This window comes from Streptomyces sp. P9(2023), from assembly GCF_032436795.1.
Lineage (GTDB): Bacteria > Actinomycetota > Actinomycetes > Streptomycetales > Streptomycetaceae > Streptomyces.
Window position 1 is genome coordinate 1 of the sequence record NZ_JAUPWM010000036.1, and the last position, 19,796, is coordinate 19,796.

Below are 19,796 nucleotides of genomic sequence, written 5' to 3' on the forward strand. Positions count from 1 at the left end.
GATCCAGCGGCGCAAGCTTCGGTCCCGGACGCGTCATACGTCCAACTCTATGGGAACTTAAGACTCAGGACACTAGGTCCTCAGCCCCAGATCACCGCCCCCACCCACGCGCCCACGATCAGCAGGCACGAGAACAGCTCGACCAGGATGCTCGTCCCCGCCGCCCGCATCACGGTGCGCGTGGACGCCCTGGCCTGGCCGTGGCCGCCGAGGCGGAACCGCTCGGAGAGGTAGATCCCGCCGATGAAACCGGGGATCGCGCCCAGCACGGGGACCAGGAAGAAGCCGAGGAACGCGCCGAGCCCCGCGTACGTCACCATCCGCCGCGTGATGCCGACGCCCCGGATCCGGCGCTGCGGCAGCAGCCATACGACCACCTGGGTGAGCAGGAGCAGCGCCGTGGCGGCGACCAGCAGGAGCCAGGCCAGCCCGCTCTGCTCGTGCAGCGACCACCAGGCCGTGGCCGCCCACACCAGCCACGGCCCCGGCACGCCGGGAGCCAGTACCCCGAACAGGCCGAGCAGCATCACCATCGCGACGAGCAACAGCTGCCACACACCCATCTGCCCAGCGTGCAGGACCCATGATCTCCCCGCAGGTCGCAGCGTACGTACGGGTACCTCCAGGGCTCCCCGCCCGGCCCGCGCCCCCCTACCCGCGCGCCACCCACCCCTTCTCGTACGCGTGCCAGCCCAGCTGGAGCCGGGTCGTCACGCCGGACAGCTCCATCAGGCCCTTCACCCGGCGCTGCACCGTGCGCAGGCCCAGGTCCAGCTGTTTCGCCACGCTCGCGTCCGTCATACCGGCCAGGAGCAGCGACAGGACCTCCAGGTCCGTCGCGTCGGGTCCCGGCGCCGCCGTCTCCGTGATCTGCGCGCCCGCGCCGAGCCGCAGCGGCAGCGCCTCGCGCCAGACCGCGTCGAAGAGGCCCCGCAGGGACTCCAGGAGCCCGCTCGCGTGCACCACGAGCGCCGCCGGTTCCGCTCCCCGGCCGGTCAGCGGGACCATCGCCAGGGCCCGGTCCGCGATCACCAGCTTCGTCGGCACCCGGTCCACGACACGGATCTCCTCGTCCCGGCCGAGCGCCGCCGACAGCTCCACGATCCCCGACGGCAGCGTCAGGACCTCCCGCTCGACGACCACCCGGTAGCGCACGCCCCGCCCGGCCGCCATCTCCTCCGCGTCGTTCTCCGTACCGGTCACCGCGATCGGCTTCCCCGTCACCAGGGCGCAGACCTCCTCCGTCGCGCCCAGCTGGAGCTGGAGGAAGCGGTGCGTGACCGCGCTCGCGCCCGTCACCACCTCCACCAGGTCGTGCACGGCCGGCTCCGCCGCCTCCGCCCGGTACTCCTCCGCGAGCAGCGCCGCCGCCAGCTCCGCCCGCTCCAGCTCGTGCCGCTGCTGGGTCAGCAGCGCGCCCAGGGCCACCCCCGGCGGCGCCGCCACCCACCGCCCGATCCGCGCCGAGGACTGCGCGGCGAGCCCCTGCGACTCGAGCCGTCGCAGCGCCCGCTCGGTGTCCGACTCGGGCAGCGCGAGCCGGTGCGCCAGATCGGTCACCTCGGCCGCGCCCAGGGCGACCAGCGCGCGGTACGCCGACTCCTGCCGTTCGTCGAGCCCTATCGCTCCCAGCATCGCTGCCCCACCCCTCACCGGACGTCCTGGGACGTCCCGGACATTCCCCGGACGTTCACCGGACGCATTCGTTCCGTTGGCGCTCTGGCGGGAATCGGCCACGGCGCATTCCCGCCGCGCCCATCATCCCTGCACCACCCTCACCTCTGCCAATGTGGCGCCACCGCAGCACCAACAGCCTCCGGGCATGGCCCCTTTCACGCCGCCATGCCCGGAATCAGATGGGGAGAGCGATGCGCCCGATTTCGCGTACGGCCCTGGGGGCGGCGACCGCCGCCGTCCTGGCCGTCACCGCGGTCGTGCCGTCCGTGGCCGCCGAGCCACAGGACGATCCGGCCGGCAATCGACCGCTCGTCGGCAGCGAGGCCGCACAGGCCGCCCGCACCGGGGAACGGACCGCCACCGTCACGCTGGTCACCGGCGACCGGGTCCTGGTCAGCCGCGACGCGGCCGGCAACCCGGCCGCCGCCGCGCTGCCCCGCGAGGACGGGACGGTGCCCTTCGTCCAGACCCGCCGCTCCGGCCAGGACCTGTACGTCTACCCCGAGGACGCCACCGCCTCCCTCGGCGCGGGCCGCGTCGACGAGGAACTCTTCAACGTCACCGGACTGATCCGGCAGGGCTACGACGACGCCGGTACAAAGACCCTGCCCCTCATCGCCGTCTACGGCTCCGACCTCGCGCGTACCGTCCCCGCCGCCCCACGCGGGGCCCGGCGCGGCCAGGTCCTCAAGGCAGTCGACGGAGTCGCCCTCAAGGCCGACAAGAAGCAGGCGGCCGTCTTCTGGGCGGACGTGAACAGCCCGGCTTCGCGGTCCGCCTCCGGGCTCAGGAAGCTCTGGCTCGACCGCAAGGTCGAGGCCACCCTGGAGCGCTCGACCAAGCAGGTGCACGCCCCCGAGGCCTGGGCCGCGGGCTTCGACGGTACGGGCACCAAGGTCGCCGTCCTCGACACCGGCGCCGACACCCGGCACCCGGACCTCAAGGGCCGGATCACCGCCTCGGAGAACTTCACCGACTCCGACACCGCCGAGGACCGCGGGGGCCACGGCACCCACACGATCTCCACCGTCGGCGGCTCCGGCGCGGCGAGCGACGGCAAGAAGAAGGGCGTCGCGCCCGGCGCCGAACTCCTCAACGGCAAGGTGCTCAACGACTCCGGCTCCGGCGCCGCCTCCTGGATCATCGCGGGCATGGAATGGGCCGTCGGCCAGGGCGCCGACGTCGTCTCCATGAGCCTCGGCAGCTCCGTACCCACCGACTGCACCGACCCGATGAGCGTCGCCGCGCAGGAACTCGCCCAGAACAAGGGCACGTTGTTCGTCATCGCGGCCGGCAACTCCGGACCGACGCTCAACACCGTCTCCTCGCCCGGCTGCGCCGCCGACGTGCTGACCGTCGGCGCCACCGACCGCGACGACTCCACCGCGTCCTTCTCCAGCCGCGGCCCGACGATCGTCAACCACACCCTCAAGCCGGAGATAGCGGCCCCCGGCGTCGACATCTCCGCCGCCGCCGTCGGCGGGCGGGGCGTGTACGCGTACCAGTCGATGTCCGGTACGTCGATGGCCACCCCGCACGTCGCGGGCGCCGCCGCCATCGTCAAGCAGCGCCACCCCGACTGGACGGCCCAGCAGATCAAGGCCGCGCTGGTCTCCTCCGCCGAGAGCGCCGTGCCCGGCGACGTACGCGAGGTCGGCGGCGGCCGGCTCGACGTCAAGGCCGCCATCGACCAGACGGTCCTCGGCGCCGACGCCGTCCAGGGCGGCACCTTCAACTGGCCCCAGGACAGCAGCGACCGCACCTCGGTGGCCGTCCCGTACACCAACACCTCCGACAAGCCCGTCACCCTGACCCTCGACGTCGAGAAGGTCACCGGCAACGACGGCTCCCGCGTCCGGTCCTCCGTCGCCCGGCTCGGCAAGCGCACCGTCACCGTCCCGGCCGGCGCGACCGTCGAGGTCCCGCTGGAGCTGGACCCGGCCGCCCACCTGGAGCGCGCCCAGTACGGCGACGTCACCGGCCGGGTCCTGGCCACCGGCCCCGGCGGCCTCCACGTCTCGACGCCGTTCTCCCTCTACGTCCAGCCCGAAACGGTCACCCTGCGCGTCAAGCTGATCGACCGTCAGGGCAACCCCGCCGCCGGTCCGTCGTCCATGGACCTCATCGGCACCGACACCGCGAGCGGCGAGCGCCGCTTCAACGAGGGCGCCACCGACCAGGTCTTCCAGGTCCGGCCCGGCAGCTACTTCCTCTCCTCCTTCGTCGGCACACCCGACGCGGACGAGGGCGCCAAGCTGAACGACTCGCTCAGCTACCTCGCCCGCCCGCAGCTGGAGGTGAAGAAGGACACCACCGTCGTCCTCGACGCGCGCAAGGCCCACAAACTGTCGGTGCGGACCGACAAGGCCGGTGAGCAGCGCGGCACCACCCTGGCGTTCTCCCGCTCCTGGGACGACACCTGGCTGCACGCCGGCACGGCGGCAGGCACCCGCCAGATCCGCGGCTACTACGCGTCGGTCGAAGGCCCCGTCGACGACGGCGACTTCGAGTTCGGCAGCTACTGGCGCACCGCCGCCCCACAGGTCGAATCGCTGAAGACGGCCGACGGCACGGTCCTGCACCCGGTCACCGGCTCCCTCGGCTCCGACAACCTCGACGGCACCGGCTCCGCCCGGCTCGCCGACGCGGGCACCGGCACCCCCGCCGAGCTGACGGCCGCCGGCGTCAAGGACAAGATCGCCCTGGTCCGCATCCCGGACACCGCCACCAACGTGTCGGCCGTCGCCCGGGACGCCAAGGCCGCGGGAGCCGTCGCGGTTCTCGCGTACCGCACGTCGACCGCACGCTGGTACCCGTCGGCCGGGTTCGCGGGAGCCGGGCACCCGGTCCTCGCCGTCCCCTCGGCCGAGGCGGCGGCGCTCCTCAGCAAGCTCTCCGCCGGCGAGGTCACCCTCTCCTGGAAGGCCACCGCGAAGAGCCCGTACCTCTACAACCTCGCCTTCCCGGAGTCGGGCCAGATCCGGGGCGACAGGTCCTACCGGGTCCGCGACGCACAGCTGGGCCGTACGGAGTCCAGCTACGGCTCCATGGGTGTCGCCACCGACTTCATCGACAACGCCGCCGCCTACCGGCCGGACGGCACGTCCGTCTACTTCGGAGCGATCGAGCCGGTCCCGGCGCCGGGCACCCGGACGGAGTACTACACGGCCGGGGACACGAAATGGGACCAGGTGCTGTCCTCCAGCTTCCCGTTCGGCGAGTTCATGATCGGGGCCAAGCACGCCTACAAGGCGGGGGAGAAGCGCACCGAGCGCTGGTACGACGGCGTCGTCGCCCCGACCGCCCCGCTGGACGCGACCGGCAAGCCGGTCCTCGTCTCCGAACGTCAGGGCGACCTCATCGGCTTCGCCAACTCCATGTGGGGCGACAACACCCACTACTCCCAGCCCGGATCCTTCGGGGACATCGGCAACCTCCGGTTGAGCAGGGACGGTGAGGTGCTCGGAGAGACCGGATGGCCGTTCGGGGTCTTCGAAGTCCCGTCCGAGCGCGGTACGTACACGCTCGAACAGCACACCATGAAGATCGGCAGCAAGGTGTGGAACCGCTCCACATCTGTCAACTCGGTTTGGAAATTCACCTCCGAGCTCGACGAGAGCGTCTACTCTCAAGGCATCCCGCTTCTCTTCCCCCGGTACAACCTGCCGGAGGACGGACTGAAGACCCTCGCCGCGACCGACGGCCTGCAGATCGGCCTCACCGCGACGGGTCACGCGGGCTACACGCCCGCCGCCCTCACCTCGGCCAGGCTCTCGTACTCCTACGACGGAGGCACGACCTGGACGGAGGCGCAGGTCGCAGCGCACGGCGGCGACTGGACCGCGACCGTGAACCACACGGGCGCGGCCGGCAAGCAGGTCACGCTGAAGACCGAACTGACGGACGCCAACGGCAACTCCGTCACCCAGACCGTGGTCCGCGCTTACGACGTGCGCTGATCACGCCGGTCCGCCGGGCGTCCTTCCCGTGGGGGGTGGGGTCGCCCGGCGGACCTCTTTTTCGCCGTGTCCCGTTTTCTGACGGCCTGTGCGGTGGACAATAAGGGCATGACTCAGCAGGGGGACAACTGGTGGGACAAGCTCTACGACGCGTCGGCGCCGGACACGGTACCGACGACCACGGGCGACACGCTCGACGACCGCTTCGACTCCGCGTCCCGCGCGACGGGCGAGACGCCGCTCCCGACGCCGGGAGCGGCGGGAGCGGCGGGAGCCACGGCGCCCCCGACGGCGGCGCGACCCTCCCGACCGCCCCGGGCTCCCTGGGAGCCCCTCGACGACCCTGATTCCGACGCCGACGCCGACGCCGACGCCACACTCGTGGTCGACCTGCCCGGGTCGGACGGGCCGCTCGTGCCAGAAGCACCGCCGCCCCCGCCGCTGCCCCGGCCCCGTACCGCGCACATCGGCAACCGGCCGCCCACCTACGAGCCCGAGCCGACCGCGCTGCCGGTGGCCCGGCCCGGGGAGCTCGGCGAGCTGGTCGCCGACACCGTCCTCGACGGCGCCCGCTACGGCTCGTACACCCTGCGGGCCGCCTCGCAGCGCGGCGACTCCGCCCGCTACCGCGGCGAACCCCGCAGGGACGCCCTGCTCACCGCCCGGTTCGGGCACGAGGAGGCCGCCCTCGTCCTCGTCGCCGTGGCGAGCGGCGCCCGCGCCGCCGAGGGCGCCCACCTCGCCGCCTCCGACGCGTGCCGCTGGATCGGCGAGGCCGTCGGCCGCAGCCACGCCCGGCTCTCCGAGGACATCCGCTCCGGCCGCCGAGGCGACCTGAAGTCGGGGCTGCACCGCCTCACCGACCGTACGTACGGCAAGCTGCGCGCCCGCGCCGCCGAACTGGGCGTGGAGCCCGAGGAGTACACCGCCGGCCTGCGCTGTCTGCTGCTCTCCGCCGATCCCGACTGCCGCACCCGGGTCTTCTTCGGGGTCGGCCCCGGCGGTCTCTTCCGGCTCCGCGACGGCGCCTGGCAGGACATCGAGCCGCTGCTCCCGGAGCCGTCCGCGCTCACCGGCGCCCCGGTCGTCGGCTTCGGCTCGCCCCCGTCGGAGACGGCGGACGGCGACCGCCGGACGATGAGACTCAGCGTCACCGGACCGCCCGGCGCCCCGTTCTTCGGGGAGCATCCCCCACCGCCCGCCGAACCGTTCCGCTTCCGCGCCTCCGTAGCCCGCCCGGGCGACACCCTCCTGCTCGCGTCGAACGGTCTCGCCGAGCCGATGCGCGGCGAGCCGGCCCTCGCCAAGGAGCTCGCGGAGCGCTGGGCGTCCGCCGAGGCGCCCGGTCTTGCCGCCTTCCTCGCCGACACCCAGCTGCGGGTGAAGGGGTACGCCGACGACCGTACAGGGGTGGCCGTCTGGGAGGCGTAACGGTCCGCCCCATGTGTTGATGGACCCATGGCCAGACAGAACGTGGCAGAGCAGTTCGTCGACATCCTCGTCCGGGCGGGCGTCCGGCGTCTGTACGGAGTCGTGGGCGACAGCCTGAACCCCGTCGTGGACGCCATCCGGCGTACCCGCGACATCGACTGGATCCAGGTCCGGCACGAGGAGGCCGCCGCCTTCGCCGCCGGGGCGGAGGCGCAGATCACCGGCCGGCTCACGGCGTGCGCGGGCTCCTGCGGCCCCGGCAATCTGCACCTGATCAACGGCCTGTACGACGCACACCGCTCGATGGCCCCGGTCCTGGCGCTCGCCTCGCACATCCCCTCCAGCGAGATCGGGCTCGGCTACTTCCAGGAGACCCACCCGGACCGGCTCTTCACCGAGTGCAGCCATTACAGCGAGCTGATCTCCAACCCCCAACAGATGCCGCGGCTGCTCCAGACGGCCATTCAGCACGCCGTCGGGCAGAGCGGCGTCAGCGTCGTGTCGCTCCCCGGCGACATCGCCTCCGCGCCCGCCCCCGACAGGGCGTGGCAGACCGCCCTCGTCACCTCCCGGCCCACCGTCCGGCCGGGCGACGCCGAGATCGACGAGCTGGTACGGATGATCGACGAGGCCGAACGGGTGACGCTGTTCTGCGGCAGCGGTACCGCCGGCGCGCACGCGGAGGTGATGCAGTTCGCCGAGCGGGTGAAGTCGCCCGTCGGCCACGCGCTGCGCGGCAAGGAGTGGATCCAGTACGACAACCCGTTCGACGTCGGGATGAGCGGACTGCTCGGCTACGGGGCGGCCTACGAGGCCACCCACGAGTGCGACCTGCTGATCCTGCTCGGCACGGACTTCCCGTACAACGCCTTCCTGCCGGACGACGTCAAGATCGTCCAGGTGGACGTCCGGCCGGAGCACCTGGGGCGCCGCTCCAAGCTCGACCTCGCGGTCTGGGGTGACGTACGGGAGACGCTGCGCTGCCTCACGCCGCGCGTGCGGGCGAAGACGGACCGCCGGTTCCTCGACAAGATGCTGAAGAAGCACGCCGACGCGCTCGAAGGGGTCGTCAAGGCGTACACCCGCAAGGTCGACAAGCACGTACCGATCCACCCCGAGTACGTGGCCTCGGTGCTGGACGAACTCGCGGACGACGACGCCGTGTTCACCGTCGACACCGGCATGTGCAACGTCTGGGCCGCGCGCTACATCTCGCCCAACGGCCGCCGCCGCATCATCGGCTCCTTCTCGCACGGCTCGATGGCGAACGCGCTGCCGCAGGCCATCGGCGCGCAGTTCACGGACCGCGGGCGCCAGGTGATCTCGATGTCCGGCGACGGCGGATTCTCCATGCTGATGGGCGACTTCCTCACCCTCGTCCAGTACGACCTGCCGGTGAAGATCGTTCTCTTCAACAACTCCTCCCTGGGGATGGTCGAGTTGGAGATGCTGGTGTCCGGTCTGCCCTCGTACGGCACGACCAACCGCAACCCCGACTTCGCCGCCGTCGCCCGTGCGGCCGGCGCCTACGGCGTCCGCGTGGAGAAGCCCAAACACCTCGCGGGCGCCCTGAAGGACGCCTTCAAGCACAAGGGCCCGGCCCTGGTCGACATCGTCACCGACCCCAACGCCCTGTCCATCCCCCCGAAGATCAGCCGCGAGATGGTCTCCGGCTTCGCGCTCTCCGCGAGCAAGGTCGTCCTGGACGGCGGGGTCGGCCGCATGGTCCAGATGGCCCGCTCCAACCTCCGGAACGTGCCCCGGCCCTGAGGGCTCACTCCTGGGGGTGGAACCCGCAGGTCAAGTGGGCTCAGCACGGCCATGCCGGGCCGCGAGAGGCCGGCGCGGCGGAAGGCTGTCGGCCCCAGGTACCGACAGACGGAGTCCTCGCTCATGCCCCTGCATCCCCCATCGCGCCGGGCCGGGCGCATCGCCGCCGCGGCCGGCGCCGCCGCCCTCGCGCTCGTCATCACCCTGCCCGGGGCGGCGACCGCCGCCCCCGGCGATCTCGACCCCACCTTCAGCGGCGACGGCAAGGTCATCACCGACACGTCCGCCGTCGAGGACAACCGGGACGTGCTGGTCCAGCCGGACGGCAAGATCGTCACGCTCGGCAGCGGCTTCAACTTCGACGGGCCGAACGACTTCGTCCTGGTGCGCTACAACGCCGACGGCAGCCTCGACACCACCTTCGGCGGCGGCGACGGCGTCGTCGTCACCGACTTCGGCAACTTCACCAACGACGAGGCCCACGCCCTGACCCTGGCGAGCCCCGGCAAGATCGTCGCGGTAGGCAGCAGCGACACCGCCGACGGCAGCCCGCCCCAGCTCGCGGCGGCCCGCTACAACGCGGACGGCTCCCTGGACACCACCTTCGACGGCGACGGCAAGGTCGTCACCTCCTTCGGGGAGACCGTCCCCACCGTCGGCTACGCGGTGATGATGGGCCTGGACGACAACATCCTCATCGGCGGGTCCTACGGCGGCGACGCCATGGTGACCCGCCTCACCCCCGCCGGCAGCCTGGACATCTTCGGCGAGGACAACTCGGGCAAGGCCGTCTTCCCCTTCGAGGGCGGTGGCTCGGCGATCCGCGCCATGGCCGTGTCCGGCGGCGGAACGATCATCGCGGCCGGCTCCAGCCCCGTCGGCTTCGGCCTTGTGCGCCTCTACATGGAGTACGGCGGGCGGGACGTGACCTTCGGCGACAACGGCCAGGTGGCCACCCCGTTCGGCGTCTCGGTCCGGGGCGTGGACCTCACGACCGATGGCAAGATCGTCGCCGCCGGATCCCACGGGACGGGCATCAACTCCGAGTTCGCGGTGGCCCGTTACGACGAGAACGGCGACCTGGACCCGACCTTCGGCGGGGACGGCACGGTGACCACCAACTTCGCCACGAACGGCGCGGCGGGGAACGACATGGCGCTGCAGGACGACGACAAGATCGTCGTCGTCGGCGACGCCACCGGCAACTTCGCACTCGCCCGCTTCGCCACGGACGGCTCCCTGGACACCGACTTCGGCGGCGACGGCCGGGTGACCACCGACTTCGAGGGCAACTGGGACGAGGGCCGGGCGGTGGCCCTGCAGACCGACGGCAGGATCGTCGTTTCCGGCAACGCCAGCGACAACCACGGGGTGGCCCGCTACTCGATCAGCGGCACGCCCCCGCCGCCCACCGTGGACGTGTCGGTCACCAAGACCGGCCCCGCCACCGTCAGCATCGGTGACCAGGCCACGTACACGATCCGGGTGTCCAACGGGAGCACCACCACGGACGCCACCGCGGTCTCCATCTCCGACACCCTCACCGGCGGCTCCGGCACCCTCCTGTCGGCCATGCCCAGCCAGGGCGGCCCCTGCACCGTGAATCCGACCACGATGACCTGCCGCTTCGGCACGATCGCCCCGGGTGCCTCCGCCACGGTCACCGTGGTCGCGGAACCGCGCGCCACCGGGACCCTCACCGACTGGGTGGCGACAGCGGCCGTGGAGGACGACCCCGTACCGGCCAACAACAACGCCAACGCCGCGACCACCGTGAACAACGCCCGCGGCTGCACGATCATCGGCACCAGCAACACCGAGACGCTCAACGGCACCTTCGGCAACGACGTGATCTGTGCCCTCAGCGGCAACGACACGATCTACGGCGCGAACGGCAACGACACGGTCCACGCCGGCCCCGGCAACGACTGGGTCAGCGGCGGTGCGGGCACCGACCGGCTGATCGGCCAGACCGGCAACGACCGCCTCAACGGCGACGGGGGCAACGACAACCTCGACACGCGGGACGGCGTCGGCGGCAACGACGCGGCCTACGGCGGCATCGGCTTCGACACCTGCTCGACCGACGCGGGGGACTTGCGCAACAGCTGCCCGTAGGACGTTCCGTCCGGCCGGTGACACTCCGCCATGAATGCGCGACGAACAGTGGGGCATGCATCCCCGTGAGCCTGTTCGAGGAGATGTGTACCGACATGTGGGTGGGGGTTATGGCCGGGGAGGCAAGACAGCCGACTCAGATGCTGAGAAAGGTGGGATGCGCGGATCTCACCGCGGTGCCGGAGGTGCGGCACGCGTTGCGCAGGATGCTGCGGACCTGGGGTGGACCGGGCGCCTCCGACATCGCGGAGCTGCTCACCAGCGAACTCGTCACCAACGCACTGATCCATACCGACCACGGCGCGGTGGTCACCGCGACCGTGGTCCCCGACAGCCTCCGGGTCGAAGTACGCGACTTCGTCTCCGGCATCTCCGGTCCGCCCGAGCCGCACGTACCGCGCGCCGACGACGGTACGCACGGCCGGGGACTCGTCCTGGTCCAGGAACTGGCGGACTCCTGGGGAGTCGAGGACCACGGCGTGGGCAAGGTGGTGTGGTTCGAACTGAACGGCGGGGCCGCGTGAGCACCTACCGGGCTCCCACGCGGCCCCGCCGATCGTTCGGGCCGGCCAGACACTCGCTCAGCCGAACTGCTGCTCCAGGTCCTTCAGTTTGCGCTCCAGCGAGTCGAGGCGGGGCAGCGTCTGGGTGTCGTCCTCGGCGGTGAGGTCCACCGTCCGTGGCTCAGCACCTTTCACGGCCTGGAGGGAGGGCCGGTGTCGAAGCGGCAGCTGTCCGGGGTCCGCTATGGCGGGCTCCGCGACGGCGGTCCCCACGGACGTCGTCGCGGAGCCCGCGCCGGAGTTCAGGGCCGGTGTCGCCGAGCCGCCGCCGGGGTTCAGCGACGGCACGTCGACCTGACGGCCGCCGCCCCCGCGCCCCAGACCGAAGTTCCGGTGCTGGCGATTGATCGCCTTGATCCTGGCCCGGTCGAGCTTCCCCTGCTCGCGCCTGCGGTGCCGGTTCTGCTCCTTCTCGCGCCGGTCCTCCCGTACCTCGTCCACCGCCTCGTCCAGCGTCCGTACGCCTTCGAGCAGCATCAGCGACCAGGCCGCGAAGGTCTCCCTGGGCGCCCGCAGCCACCGTACGATCCGGATCTGCGGCAGCGGACGCGGTACGAGACCCTGCTCGCGCAGCGCCGCCCGGCGGGTCTGCTTGAGCGCGCGGTCGAAGAGGACCGCCGCCGAGAGGGACATGCCCGCGAAGAACTGCGGGGCGCCGGCGTTGCTCAGACCCCGGGGCGCGTGCACCCAGTTGAACCAGGCCGCCGCGCCCGCGAACGTCCACACGAGGAGCCGCGAGCCGAGGGCGGCGTCACCGTGGCTCGCCTCGCGGACCGCGAGCACCGAGCAGAACATGGCCGCGCCGTCGAGGCCGAAGGGGACGAGGTACTCCCAGCCCCCGGTGAGGTTCAGGTTCTGCCGGCCGAAGCCGACGAGGCCGTGGAAGGAGAGCGCGGCGGCGACGCCCGCGCAGCAGAAGAGCAGGACGTAGGAGGCGGTTCCGTAGATCGCCTCTTTGCGCCGGCGGCGTTCCTCGCTGCGCTCCCAGGTGTCGTCGGCCGCGGCCTGGCCACCGGCGCGCTTGCCGCGCGCGAGCACCGCCACCGCCGTCAGGACTCCGGCCACCATGACGCCACCCGGAAGCAGCCAGTCCAGCGATATGTCGGTCAGTCTCATGCGGTGTCCCTTGCATCGCAGTAGGGCGTTTCGGGCGCCCATACTGGCCGACCCCGGAGGCCCCCCACGTGGTTTCGCGGCAAGAGCACGCCATTGGGGTCGGACGGCATACGAATAGGTGCGATCCGGTCGAACGGCCGGTCGGCACAAGGGAGTTGCGTTCGATTCTTGCCACTCGTACGAGTGGCGTAATCGGCCGGGCGCCGAGGCGGATCCTCGGGCGGACCGTCAGGCGGTGGCGGCGAGGCGGCGGACCCGCTCGGCGTCACAGGTCCGCGGGCACGTCAGGCACGTGTCCTCGGGGCGCAGCGTGTAGAAGAAGCAGCAGGTCGCCCGGTCCCGGGTGGAACGGGGCGTTCCGTCCGGCTCCCCGGCGCCCGGCAGCTCGCGGAAGCCCGCCGTCCCGGCGAACGGCTTGGCCGTGCCGGGCATCAGCAGCTCCAGCTCCGCCATCCCCCGCTCCTCCTCGCCGAGCAGCGCCGCGATGTACCAGAGCCCCTCGACGATCTCGTCCGTCGCCATCCCCCACAGCGCCCGCTTCCCGCGCCGCATCCGCGGCCCGAAGCCGCCGAGCACGGACTCGAAGTGCTCGGCGAGCGCGTCCCTGACCTCGGCGCGCAGCGCCGCCTCGTCCGGGACGACCCGGGCGCCCGGCAGCTCGGCTGCGGGGTCGCCGGGCAGGCAGGCGAACTCGTCGATCCGGACGGCCATCCGCCCCAGGGTCCGCTGGAAGGAGACGTTACGGGCGGGCAGCCGCGGGACCCTGCGGTGCAGGAACCAGGGGACCGTGACCAGGAGGCAGGCGGGCCAGGCGTACCGGTGCAGTCCGAAGCTGGCGACCACGTCGGGGCGGGCCTGCCGGCCGTAGTCGCGCAGCACCTGCGCGTTGTCCCAGGCGAGGAAGGCGTCGAGGGCGGCGCCCCCGGTCGCGAGCTCGTCCGCTCCGACCCAGCCGGCCCCGCGCGGCGGCAGCTCGCCCTGGCCCAGCTCCTCTATCCGCAGGCCGGAGAACACCTCGCCGAGGCGGGCGTACGAGGCCGCGACGGGCGAGGTGAAGGGGGCGGGGAGCAGGGCGGGGAGGGCCATACGGGACCACCGAATCGCGATCGTTGGCAGGTTAGCCTTACCTTACCCGATGCGTCCGAGGTTTGAACTGCGGCCCTGTCCGCCTATGGTGCACAGGGGGCCTCGGTATCGCGAGCCGGGCCCGGCACGACCCCGCAGGAGGACCCGGGTGGAGCAGGGCAGAGCGCGCGAGCGGACGGCGGAGCCATCGGCGGCGGCCGAGGCGCGGGCCGGGCAGCCGCACCCGCGGCACCCGCGGCACCCGGCGTACGGGGGCGCGGAGGGCCCGGTACGGGTCCCGGAGCAGGCACGGGGGGAACACACCCACAGCGAGCCGCCGGCGCCCCTACTGGCTCCCGCTCCTCCCTCGACGCCCGCGCTCGTGCGCGCGCCCGCGCCGGTACCCGCGCCCGCGCACGAGGGCTCCCCGCGCGCCGTCCGCCGCCATTCCGTGCGCGGGCAGCCGGTACCCGCGCCCGCGCACGAGGGCTCCCCGCGCGCCGTCCGCCGCCATTCCGTGCGCGGGCAGATCCTCCAGGCCCTGCGCACCGCGCTGGTCGGCGGCGAACTGGTCCCCGGCGAGGTGTACTCCGCCCCCGTCCTCGCCGAGCGCTTCGGTGTCTCCGCGACCCCCGTACGGGAGGCGATGCAGCAGCTCGCCGTCGAAGGCGCCGTGGAGGTCGTACCGAACCGCGGCTTCCGGGTCACCGAGCGCACCCCGCGCGAGCTGGCCGAGCTCGCCGAGGTCCGCGCGCTCATCGAGGTCCCGATCATGCTCCGGCTCGCCCGCACGGTCCCGGCCGCCCGCTGGGCCGAGCTCCGGCCGCTCGCCGAGGCCACCTCGGCGGCGGCGGCCCGCGGCGACCGCGCCCACTACGCCGAGGCCGACCGCGCGTTCCACCGCGCCGTCCTCGCCCTGGCGGGCAACGAACAGCTCCTCACCGTCGCCGACGACCTGCACCGCCGGTCCCAATGGCCCCTGGTGAGCGGCCCGGTGACCCGGCACGGCGACCTCGTCGCCGACGCGGCGGAACACACCGCCCTGCTCGACGCGTTGATCGCCCAGGACGTCACCGTCGTACAGTCACTTGTCAGAGAGCATTTCACCGGATCGGCGGACTGACGACTAAGGTCGTTGCCGTCGTCCCGTCCGCGCAGCGCCGTCCGTGAGGTGTCCCATGCCGTCCGCGACTCCCTCCCTGGCATGGGGAAGGCGCCCGTGACCGGATCCGTCCGTGGAGACCGCCCGGCCGCCGGTACGGAGGCCGAGGCGGCGGCCCTGCTCGGCTGGCTCACCGACCCGGAGGCGCCCCGCCTCTGCCTGGTCGTCGGCGGTCCCCGCCGGGGCAAGTCCGCGCTGCTCGGCTGGCTCGCCGCGCATGGCACGCGCCCGGGCGCACGCCGCAGGCGCGCGGCGCGCGAGCTGATCCCGCTCGCCGGCCAGTGCGCGCTCGGCGCGGCCTGGACCGTCGCGAACCGGCTCGGTGTCGTGGCCAGGACGCCCGGCGAGCTCGTCCAGGCCGTCGCCACGACCGAGGCGCGGCACGCGGTCCTGGTCCTGCCGGACCTGCACGCCGCCGCGGAGCCGGAGGCCATCGCCGATCTGATCGCCGAACTCGCCGCCTCGGGCCGGGTCCGCCTCGTCGTGGAGACCTGCAAGGGCACCCCGTCGTACGACCTCCTGACGGCCACGGGCCGCGTCACGGTGGTGGACCTGGACGCGGAGAGCGACGCGGCGGAGGGTCCGGGGGAGCCTGGATCTGGCGCGGGTACGGGTGCGGGTTCGAGTCAGGGCTCGGGTGCGGGCTCGGGTCAGGGACGGGGGTCGGGCCAGGGGCCTGGGCCCGGGCCCGGTCCGGGCAAGGGCACGGGGCTGGGGTCGGGGTCGGGTAAGGGGCCGTGGCCCAGTTCGGGCAAGCGCGCGGGATCGGGGTCGGGGTCGGGGTCGGGCAAGGGGCCCGGTTCCGGGTCGGGTTCGGGTTCGGGTGAAGGCGCGGGTAAGGGGGCGCGGTCGGGGCAGGGACGCCCCGGAACGGGTGCGGCCTCGGTTCCAGGTCGCCCCGGTTCCGGATCGGGTTCGGGTTCGGGTGAAGGCGCGGGTAAGGGGGCGCGGTCGGGGCAGGGACGCCCCGGCACGGGTGCGGCCCCGGTTCCAGGTCGCCCCGGTTCCGGTACGGGACCTGCCGGCCGCGGTCCCGGCCCCGGTTCCGGTACGGGCTCGGCCACCGGCCCGGGTGCCGGTGCGGCGTCGACCGCGGACGCCGGGTGGGACTGGGGTTCGGCGTGGGGGTCGGAGCCGTACGAGGCGCGGCACGCGGTCGACCTGGCCGACCCGGTCGCGGTGTGCACGGCCGACCCGCTGCGCGTCACCACCGCGTATGTGACCGGCCCCGGCGACGACCGCGGCGGACTGCGGTCGGCATGGCTGCGCACCGGGCAGTCCCTCTGCCGTGACCAGGACCCGGCCGACCGGGCCGTCGTCCTGCTCGGCGCCCTCGGGGACGGGGCCGACCCCCGGCTCCGTCCGGCGCTGCGCGCGCTCGCGGCCGACGCGCCCTGGCGGGTGCGGTGGACCCGGGTACGCGGCGACCTGACCCCGCCCTGGCCGGGCTCGGTCACGGCCCTCGGCGGCTCAGGGGACCGCCTGTTGGTCGCGGGTACGACGGACGCCGTGCAACAGCTCGGCGCGGCCGACGCGTCGATCGTGGGCGAGCCGTTGCGGAGCCCCTCGGGCGGCCGGATCAAGGCGCTGGCGCCCGCCCCGGACGGCACGCTCCTGCTCCTGGACGAACGGGGCCGGCTGCTGCCCGTGCCGGGCCCCGAGCCCCGGGCCCCGTACCTGGAACGGCTCACCTCGGCCGTGGCGGCGACCCTCACCCGGCACCCGGGCACCGCGCTCGCGGCGATCAGCGGCTCCGTGGTCGTGGGCGACCGGCTCGGCTCCGTCCATGCCTTCGGCCTGACGGGCATTCACCAGGCCGCGCTGCACAGCGGCCGCGTGACGGCCGTGACGGCGGTCGACACGGCCACGCCCTTCCTCTGCAGCGGCGGCCTCGACGGCACGGTGCGCCGCTGGATCCCGGGCCAGGACCCGGACCCCACCCCGATCGCCGATCGCCGGGTGGCGGTCGTGTCGCTGCACGCCACCGAGACTCCCGAGGGCCCCCTGCTCGCCATCGCCTGGGCGGACGGTCTCGTCGAACTCCACGACCTCGACACCCCCGCCCGCCTCCCCTTCCGCCCCGGCCCCCCGGTCCGCGCGGTGGCGGTGACTCCGGACGGCGCGGTGGCGGTGGGGATGGACGAGGCGCTGCTGTGCGTGGAGCGGGTCGCCGGCTGGTCGCGGCCCCGCCGCCGAGGCCCGGCGTCGGGTTGACGGGCGCTAACCTCTGGGGCCGAAGTCCGGGTGAGGTGACCGGACTTCAGGGGGTGCGGCCCGCCGCGCGCACCCCCCGTAGGCCGACTCTCCGTCAGATCGCCGGCCGAGGCGTCAGTTGGGCCGCCAGCCACGTGGGTACGCCGCCCAGGAGGCGGAAGAGGCGGGCCGCCTCCGCGCGTAGACGGCCCGCTTCCGGTTCCGTCTCCGCGTCCGCGAGGGCGGTGAGTGCCGGGGCCGTACCGACCAGGTAGCCGAGTTCCTCGCGGATCCGGAGGGACTCGGCGAAGCCGTGCCGTGCCTCGGCCAACTCGCCCTCGCGCAGGGCGAGTCCGGCGAGGTGACGCCAGGTGGACGAGAGCAGCAGGCTGTCGCCCTGGGCGGTCGCGCCGGCGTGGGCGCGGCGGTAGGCGGCACGGGCGGCCTGCGGGGAGTCGCCGATGTTCTGCGCGATCAGCCCCCGCCGGTAGTCGAGCAGCGGACGCCCCTCCGCCGACGGGCCGATCAGCGCCGCCGCCCGGCCGAGCGCGGCGGTCGCCTCGTCCGCCCGGTCGCGTACCCCGAGCAGCGTCGACGCGTAGGCGAGATAGCCGCGTTCGCACGCGGCCGCCCCCCGCTCCTCGTCCGTCTGGGCCACGGCCTCGGCCGCCCGCAGCGCGTCCTCCGCGTCCGCCCACCCCTGCTCGGTGTACAGACACCGCTCGATCAACAGCGCCGCCCGTTCGAGCGCCGCCGCGGGTTCCGCCGCGCGGGGTGCGAGCAGTGCGGCCGCGTCCGTCCAGCAACCCCGCGAGCGCAGACGCCATATGGCCGTCTCCACCGGGGTCGCCCCGCCGTAGCCAAGGGCCGGATCGTCGCCACCCGTTGTTCCGGAACCAGACATGGCGGTGTCCGCCACATTGCCCTCCCCGAGCGCGCCTTTGAGCTATTGGGTCAGCCCGCATCTCAGCACGAACGCGTGGCACTGGCCAAGGGGTCAGGTGAAAGATTTCACAAGTAAGGGACCTTGACCGCTATGCGGACGCGTGCGTCCGCGCCCCGGACCGGCCCGCTCAGCGACCGATCCGATCCGCGTGTGCCCCGTCCCCGGGCGCCACCAGGGCGATATGACCACCGTCGTCCAGGGGTGTCGGAACCTTTCACATCGTCAGGAACCGCGTTCCCTCGAAGAGATGAACCTCGCCATGACCCCCTCGGGTGACGGCGGTGTACGCCCCGCCCGGCGAGGTCGCGATCGCCCGCCGCTGCACGCCGTCCCACGGCGTCCCGCCCGGCCGCGGCGCGCCGTCCATGGGCGGGAGCGGGAGACGCGCGGTGACCGGGGGAGGGGGGTGGCGGACGGGTCGAGCAGGACCAGTTCGTCGCCGTCGGGGTGGACCCGGGCGTACGCGATGTGTCCGGCGGCGACCGCGAGCCGGAACACCAGGCCCTGGCCGAGCGGTACGCGTCCGGTACGGCCGGTGCGGAGGTGGTGGAACCAGGCGTCGTTGGTCCACTCCGGCCACCGCCCGGGGTCGGCCGGCCCGCCGCGCACGCAGGACCAGAGGGTGCGCCGGACGGGGTCGAGCCGGAGGTAATAGCCGCGGCCGGGGCCCGCCCAGGAGAGCGGTTCCTCGGCGACGAGCCGGCCGCCCTCGCGGCGGGCGCGGTGCACACCGGAGCCGGCCGCCGCGCACACCCTGAGCGGGCCGTGGGCCCCGGCCGCGATGGCCCTGGCCCTGGGCTGTCTGGCGCCCGTCGCGGATTCCGCCGCCGCGTTGGGCCAGGCGGGTGGTCTTCGGGCGGCGGCCGCCCGCGTCGGCGCGGCCGTCGGGGCCCCATCGGGCGCCCCCGCCCCGGAACGGCCCGCGGCGCTGCCCGACGGGCCGCTGGGCCTACGGTTGCGCGGCGTCCGCTTCGACTACGGCGGTACGGAGGTTCTCGCCGGCCTCGACCTCGCCGTCCGCCCGGGGGAGACCCTCGCCCTCGTCGGCGCCTCGGGGGCCGGGAAGTCCACGGTGGCCCACCTCCTCGCCCGGTTCTGGGACCCGGCGGCGGGCGTCGTGGAACTCGTCGGCGGCGACGAGGTGCCCCGTCCCGACACCGACACCGACACCGACGCCCACCCGCCCCACGCCGTCGACCTACGGCACCTCACCGACGCCGACCTGCGACGTGCCGTCGCCGTCGTCGGGCAGGACGTGCCGCTCTTTCACGGCACCCTCGCCGACAACCTGCGGCTCGCGGCCCCCGAGGCGTCGGACGAGCGGGTGCGTGAAGTGGCCGAGCTGTGTGGGATCGGGCACCTCGTTTCCGGGCTCGCGGTCGGCGAGCGCGGCGCCACCCTCTCGGGGGGCCAGCGGGCCCGCGTCGCCCTGGGGCGGGCCCTCCTCGCCGAGCCCCGGATCCTGGTCCTCGACGAGACCACCGCCAACCTGGACGCCGCGGGTGAGGCCGCGCTCGCCCGGGCCATGGCCGCCGCGCCCGGCGCGGCCGCCCGCACCACGGTCGTCATCGCCCACCGGCCCTCCACGATCCGCCGCGCGGACCGGATCGCGGTCCTGGACGGCGGACGCATCACGGAATCGGGCACCTGGGAGCGGCTGACGGCCCGGGAAGGCCCCTTCAGGGCCCTCCTGACCCGCTAGCCGTAGAGGGACGGGAGCGCCGGGCGGGCCGCCGCCACCTGGGCAGCACCCGGCCGGAGGCCTCCGCGCCCCGCCCCCGCACCCCTCCCTGCGA

The 19,796-nt window shown here is 73.6% G+C and carries 12 protein-coding genes and 2 pseudogenes; 8 read left to right on the forward strand and 6 right to left on the reverse strand.

The window, feature by feature from the left end; translation table 11 throughout:
• Positions 1 to 80 precede the first annotated feature (80 nt).
• Both Q5762_RS30215 and Q5762_RS30220 read right to left on the reverse strand, forming a co-directional pair.
• Positions 81 to 563 carry a DUF456 domain-containing protein gene (locus Q5762_RS30215; protein ID WP_315895454.1) on the reverse strand — a complete coding sequence of 161 codons (483 nt, stop codon included), beginning with the start codon at positions 561 to 563 and terminating at the stop codon, positions 81 to 83.
• 88 nt (positions 564 to 651) lie between these two features.
• A complete protein-coding gene (locus Q5762_RS30220) occupies positions 652 to 1,635 on the reverse strand; it encodes a helix-turn-helix domain-containing protein (protein ID WP_315895455.1) in 984 nt (327 codons plus the stop codon).
• A gap of 233 nt (positions 1,636 to 1,868) precedes the next feature.
• Between Q5762_RS30220 and Q5762_RS30225 the strand changes: the two genes are divergently transcribed.
• The 5 genes from Q5762_RS30225 to Q5762_RS30245 all read left to right on the forward strand — a co-directional run bounded on the left by Q5762_RS30225 (position 1,869) and on the right by Q5762_RS30245 (position 11,479).
• Positions 1,869 to 5,636, forward strand: coding sequence for a S8 family serine peptidase (locus Q5762_RS30225; RefSeq protein WP_315895456.1), 3,768 nt, complete (start codon positions 1,869 to 1,871; stop codon positions 5,634 to 5,636).
• A 108-nt stretch (positions 5,637 to 5,744) separates the two neighbouring features.
• Positions 5,745 to 7,067 (forward strand): protein phosphatase 2C domain-containing protein, encoded by a 1,323-nt coding sequence (locus tag Q5762_RS30230; RefSeq protein WP_315895457.1) that lies wholly within the window; start codon positions 5,745 to 5,747, stop codon positions 7,065 to 7,067.
• Positions 7,068 to 7,094: 27 nt separating this feature from the next.
• Positions 7,095 to 8,837 (forward strand): pyruvate dehydrogenase, encoded by a 1,743-nt coding sequence (locus tag Q5762_RS30235; protein WP_315895458.1) that lies wholly within the window; start codon positions 7,095 to 7,097, stop codon positions 8,835 to 8,837.
• A gap of 123 nt (positions 8,838 to 8,960) precedes the next feature.
• Positions 8,961 to 10,955, forward strand: coding sequence for a calcium-binding protein (locus Q5762_RS30240; protein WP_315895459.1), 1,995 nt, complete (start codon positions 8,961 to 8,963; stop codon positions 10,953 to 10,955).
• Positions 10,956 to 11,050: 95 nt separating this feature from the next.
• Positions 11,051 to 11,479 (forward strand): ATP-binding protein, encoded by a 429-nt coding sequence (locus tag Q5762_RS30245; protein WP_315895460.1) that lies wholly within the window; start codon positions 11,051 to 11,053, stop codon positions 11,477 to 11,479.
• A gap of 57 nt (positions 11,480 to 11,536) precedes the next feature.
• On the opposite strand, the gene Q5762_RS30250 is transcribed toward Q5762_RS30245, so the two are convergent.
• Together Q5762_RS30250 and Q5762_RS30255 are read right to left on the reverse strand one after the other, a co-directional pair.
• Positions 11,537 to 12,634: a DUF2637 domain-containing protein gene (locus tag Q5762_RS30250; RefSeq protein ID WP_315895461.1), complete on the reverse strand. Its 1,098-nt coding sequence runs from the start codon at positions 12,632 to 12,634 to the stop codon at positions 11,537 to 11,539.
• A gap of 228 nt (positions 12,635 to 12,862) precedes the next feature.
• Entirely contained in the window at positions 12,863 to 13,720 is an 858-nt protein-coding gene (locus Q5762_RS30255; protein ID WP_315895462.1) for a (2Fe-2S)-binding protein, read from the reverse strand.
• Between the two features lie 148 nt (positions 13,721 to 13,868).
• Between Q5762_RS30255 and Q5762_RS30260 the strand changes: the two genes are divergently transcribed.
• Together Q5762_RS30260 and Q5762_RS30265 are read left to right on the forward strand one after the other, a co-directional pair.
• A complete protein-coding gene (locus Q5762_RS30260; RefSeq protein WP_315895463.1) occupies positions 13,869 to 14,822 on the forward strand; it encodes a GntR family transcriptional regulator in 954 nt (317 codons plus the stop codon).
• 96 nt (positions 14,823 to 14,918) lie between these two features.
• Positions 14,919 to 17,075, forward strand: a complete 2,157-nt coding sequence (locus Q5762_RS30265; RefSeq protein WP_315895464.1) for a hypothetical protein — start codon at positions 14,919 to 14,921, stop codon at positions 17,073 to 17,075.
• A 94-nt stretch (positions 17,076 to 17,169) separates the two neighbouring features.
• Here Q5762_RS30265 and Q5762_RS30270 read toward each other — a convergent pair whose 3' ends face one another.
• Positions 17,170 to 17,958: a hypothetical protein gene (locus Q5762_RS30270; protein ID WP_315895507.1), complete on the reverse strand. Its 789-nt coding sequence runs from the start codon at positions 17,956 to 17,958 to the stop codon at positions 17,170 to 17,172.
• Positions 17,959 to 18,127: 169 nt separating this feature from the next.
• Positions 18,128 to 18,771, reverse strand: a pseudogene (locus Q5762_RS30275) (hypothetical protein); the annotation flags it as partial.
• On the opposite strand from Q5762_RS30275, the pseudogene Q5762_RS30280 reads away from it, so the two are divergent.
• Positions 18,740 to 19,702, forward strand: a pseudogene (locus Q5762_RS30280) (ATP-binding cassette domain-containing protein); the annotation flags it as partial. The pseudogenes Q5762_RS30275 and Q5762_RS30280 overlap by 32 nt on opposite strands.
• Positions 19,703 to 19,796: the final 94 nt, after the last annotated feature.

Bases quoted from the DNA above. Each gene is read 5' to 3' on its own strand.
- Q5762_RS30245 (WP_315895460.1), top strand. From the start codon at position 11,051: ATGTGGGTGGGGGTTATGGCCGGGGAGGCAAGACAGCCGACTCAGATG.
- Q5762_RS30230 (WP_315895457.1), top strand. From the start codon at position 5,745: ATGACTCAGCAGGGGGACAACTGGTGGGACAAGCTCTACGACGCGTCG.
- Q5762_RS30240 (WP_315895459.1), top strand. From the start codon at position 8,961: ATGCCCCTGCATCCCCCATCGCGCCGGGCCGGGCGCATCGCCGCCGCG.
- Q5762_RS30215 (WP_315895454.1), bottom strand. From the start codon at position 563: ATGGGTGTGTGGCAGCTGTTGCTCGTCGCGATGGTGATGCTGCTCGGC.
- Q5762_RS30220 (WP_315895455.1), bottom strand. From the start codon at position 1,635: ATGCTGGGAGCGATAGGGCTCGACGAACGGCAGGAGTCGGCGTACCGC.
- Q5762_RS30225 (WP_315895456.1), top strand. From the start codon at position 1,869: ATGCGCCCGATTTCGCGTACGGCCCTGGGGGCGGCGACCGCCGCCGTC.
- Q5762_RS30250 (WP_315895461.1), bottom strand. From the start codon at position 12,634: ATGAGACTGACCGACATATCGCTGGACTGGCTGCTTCCGGGTGGCGTC.
- Q5762_RS30270 (WP_315895507.1), bottom strand. From the start codon at position 17,958: ATGTCTGGTTCCGGAACAACGGGTGGCGACGATCCGGCCCTTGGCTAC.
- Q5762_RS30255 (WP_315895462.1), bottom strand. From the start codon at position 13,720: ATGGCCCTCCCCGCCCTGCTCCCCGCCCCCTTCACCTCGCCCGTCGCG.
- Q5762_RS30235 (WP_315895458.1), top strand. From the start codon at position 7,095: ATGGCCAGACAGAACGTGGCAGAGCAGTTCGTCGACATCCTCGTCCGG.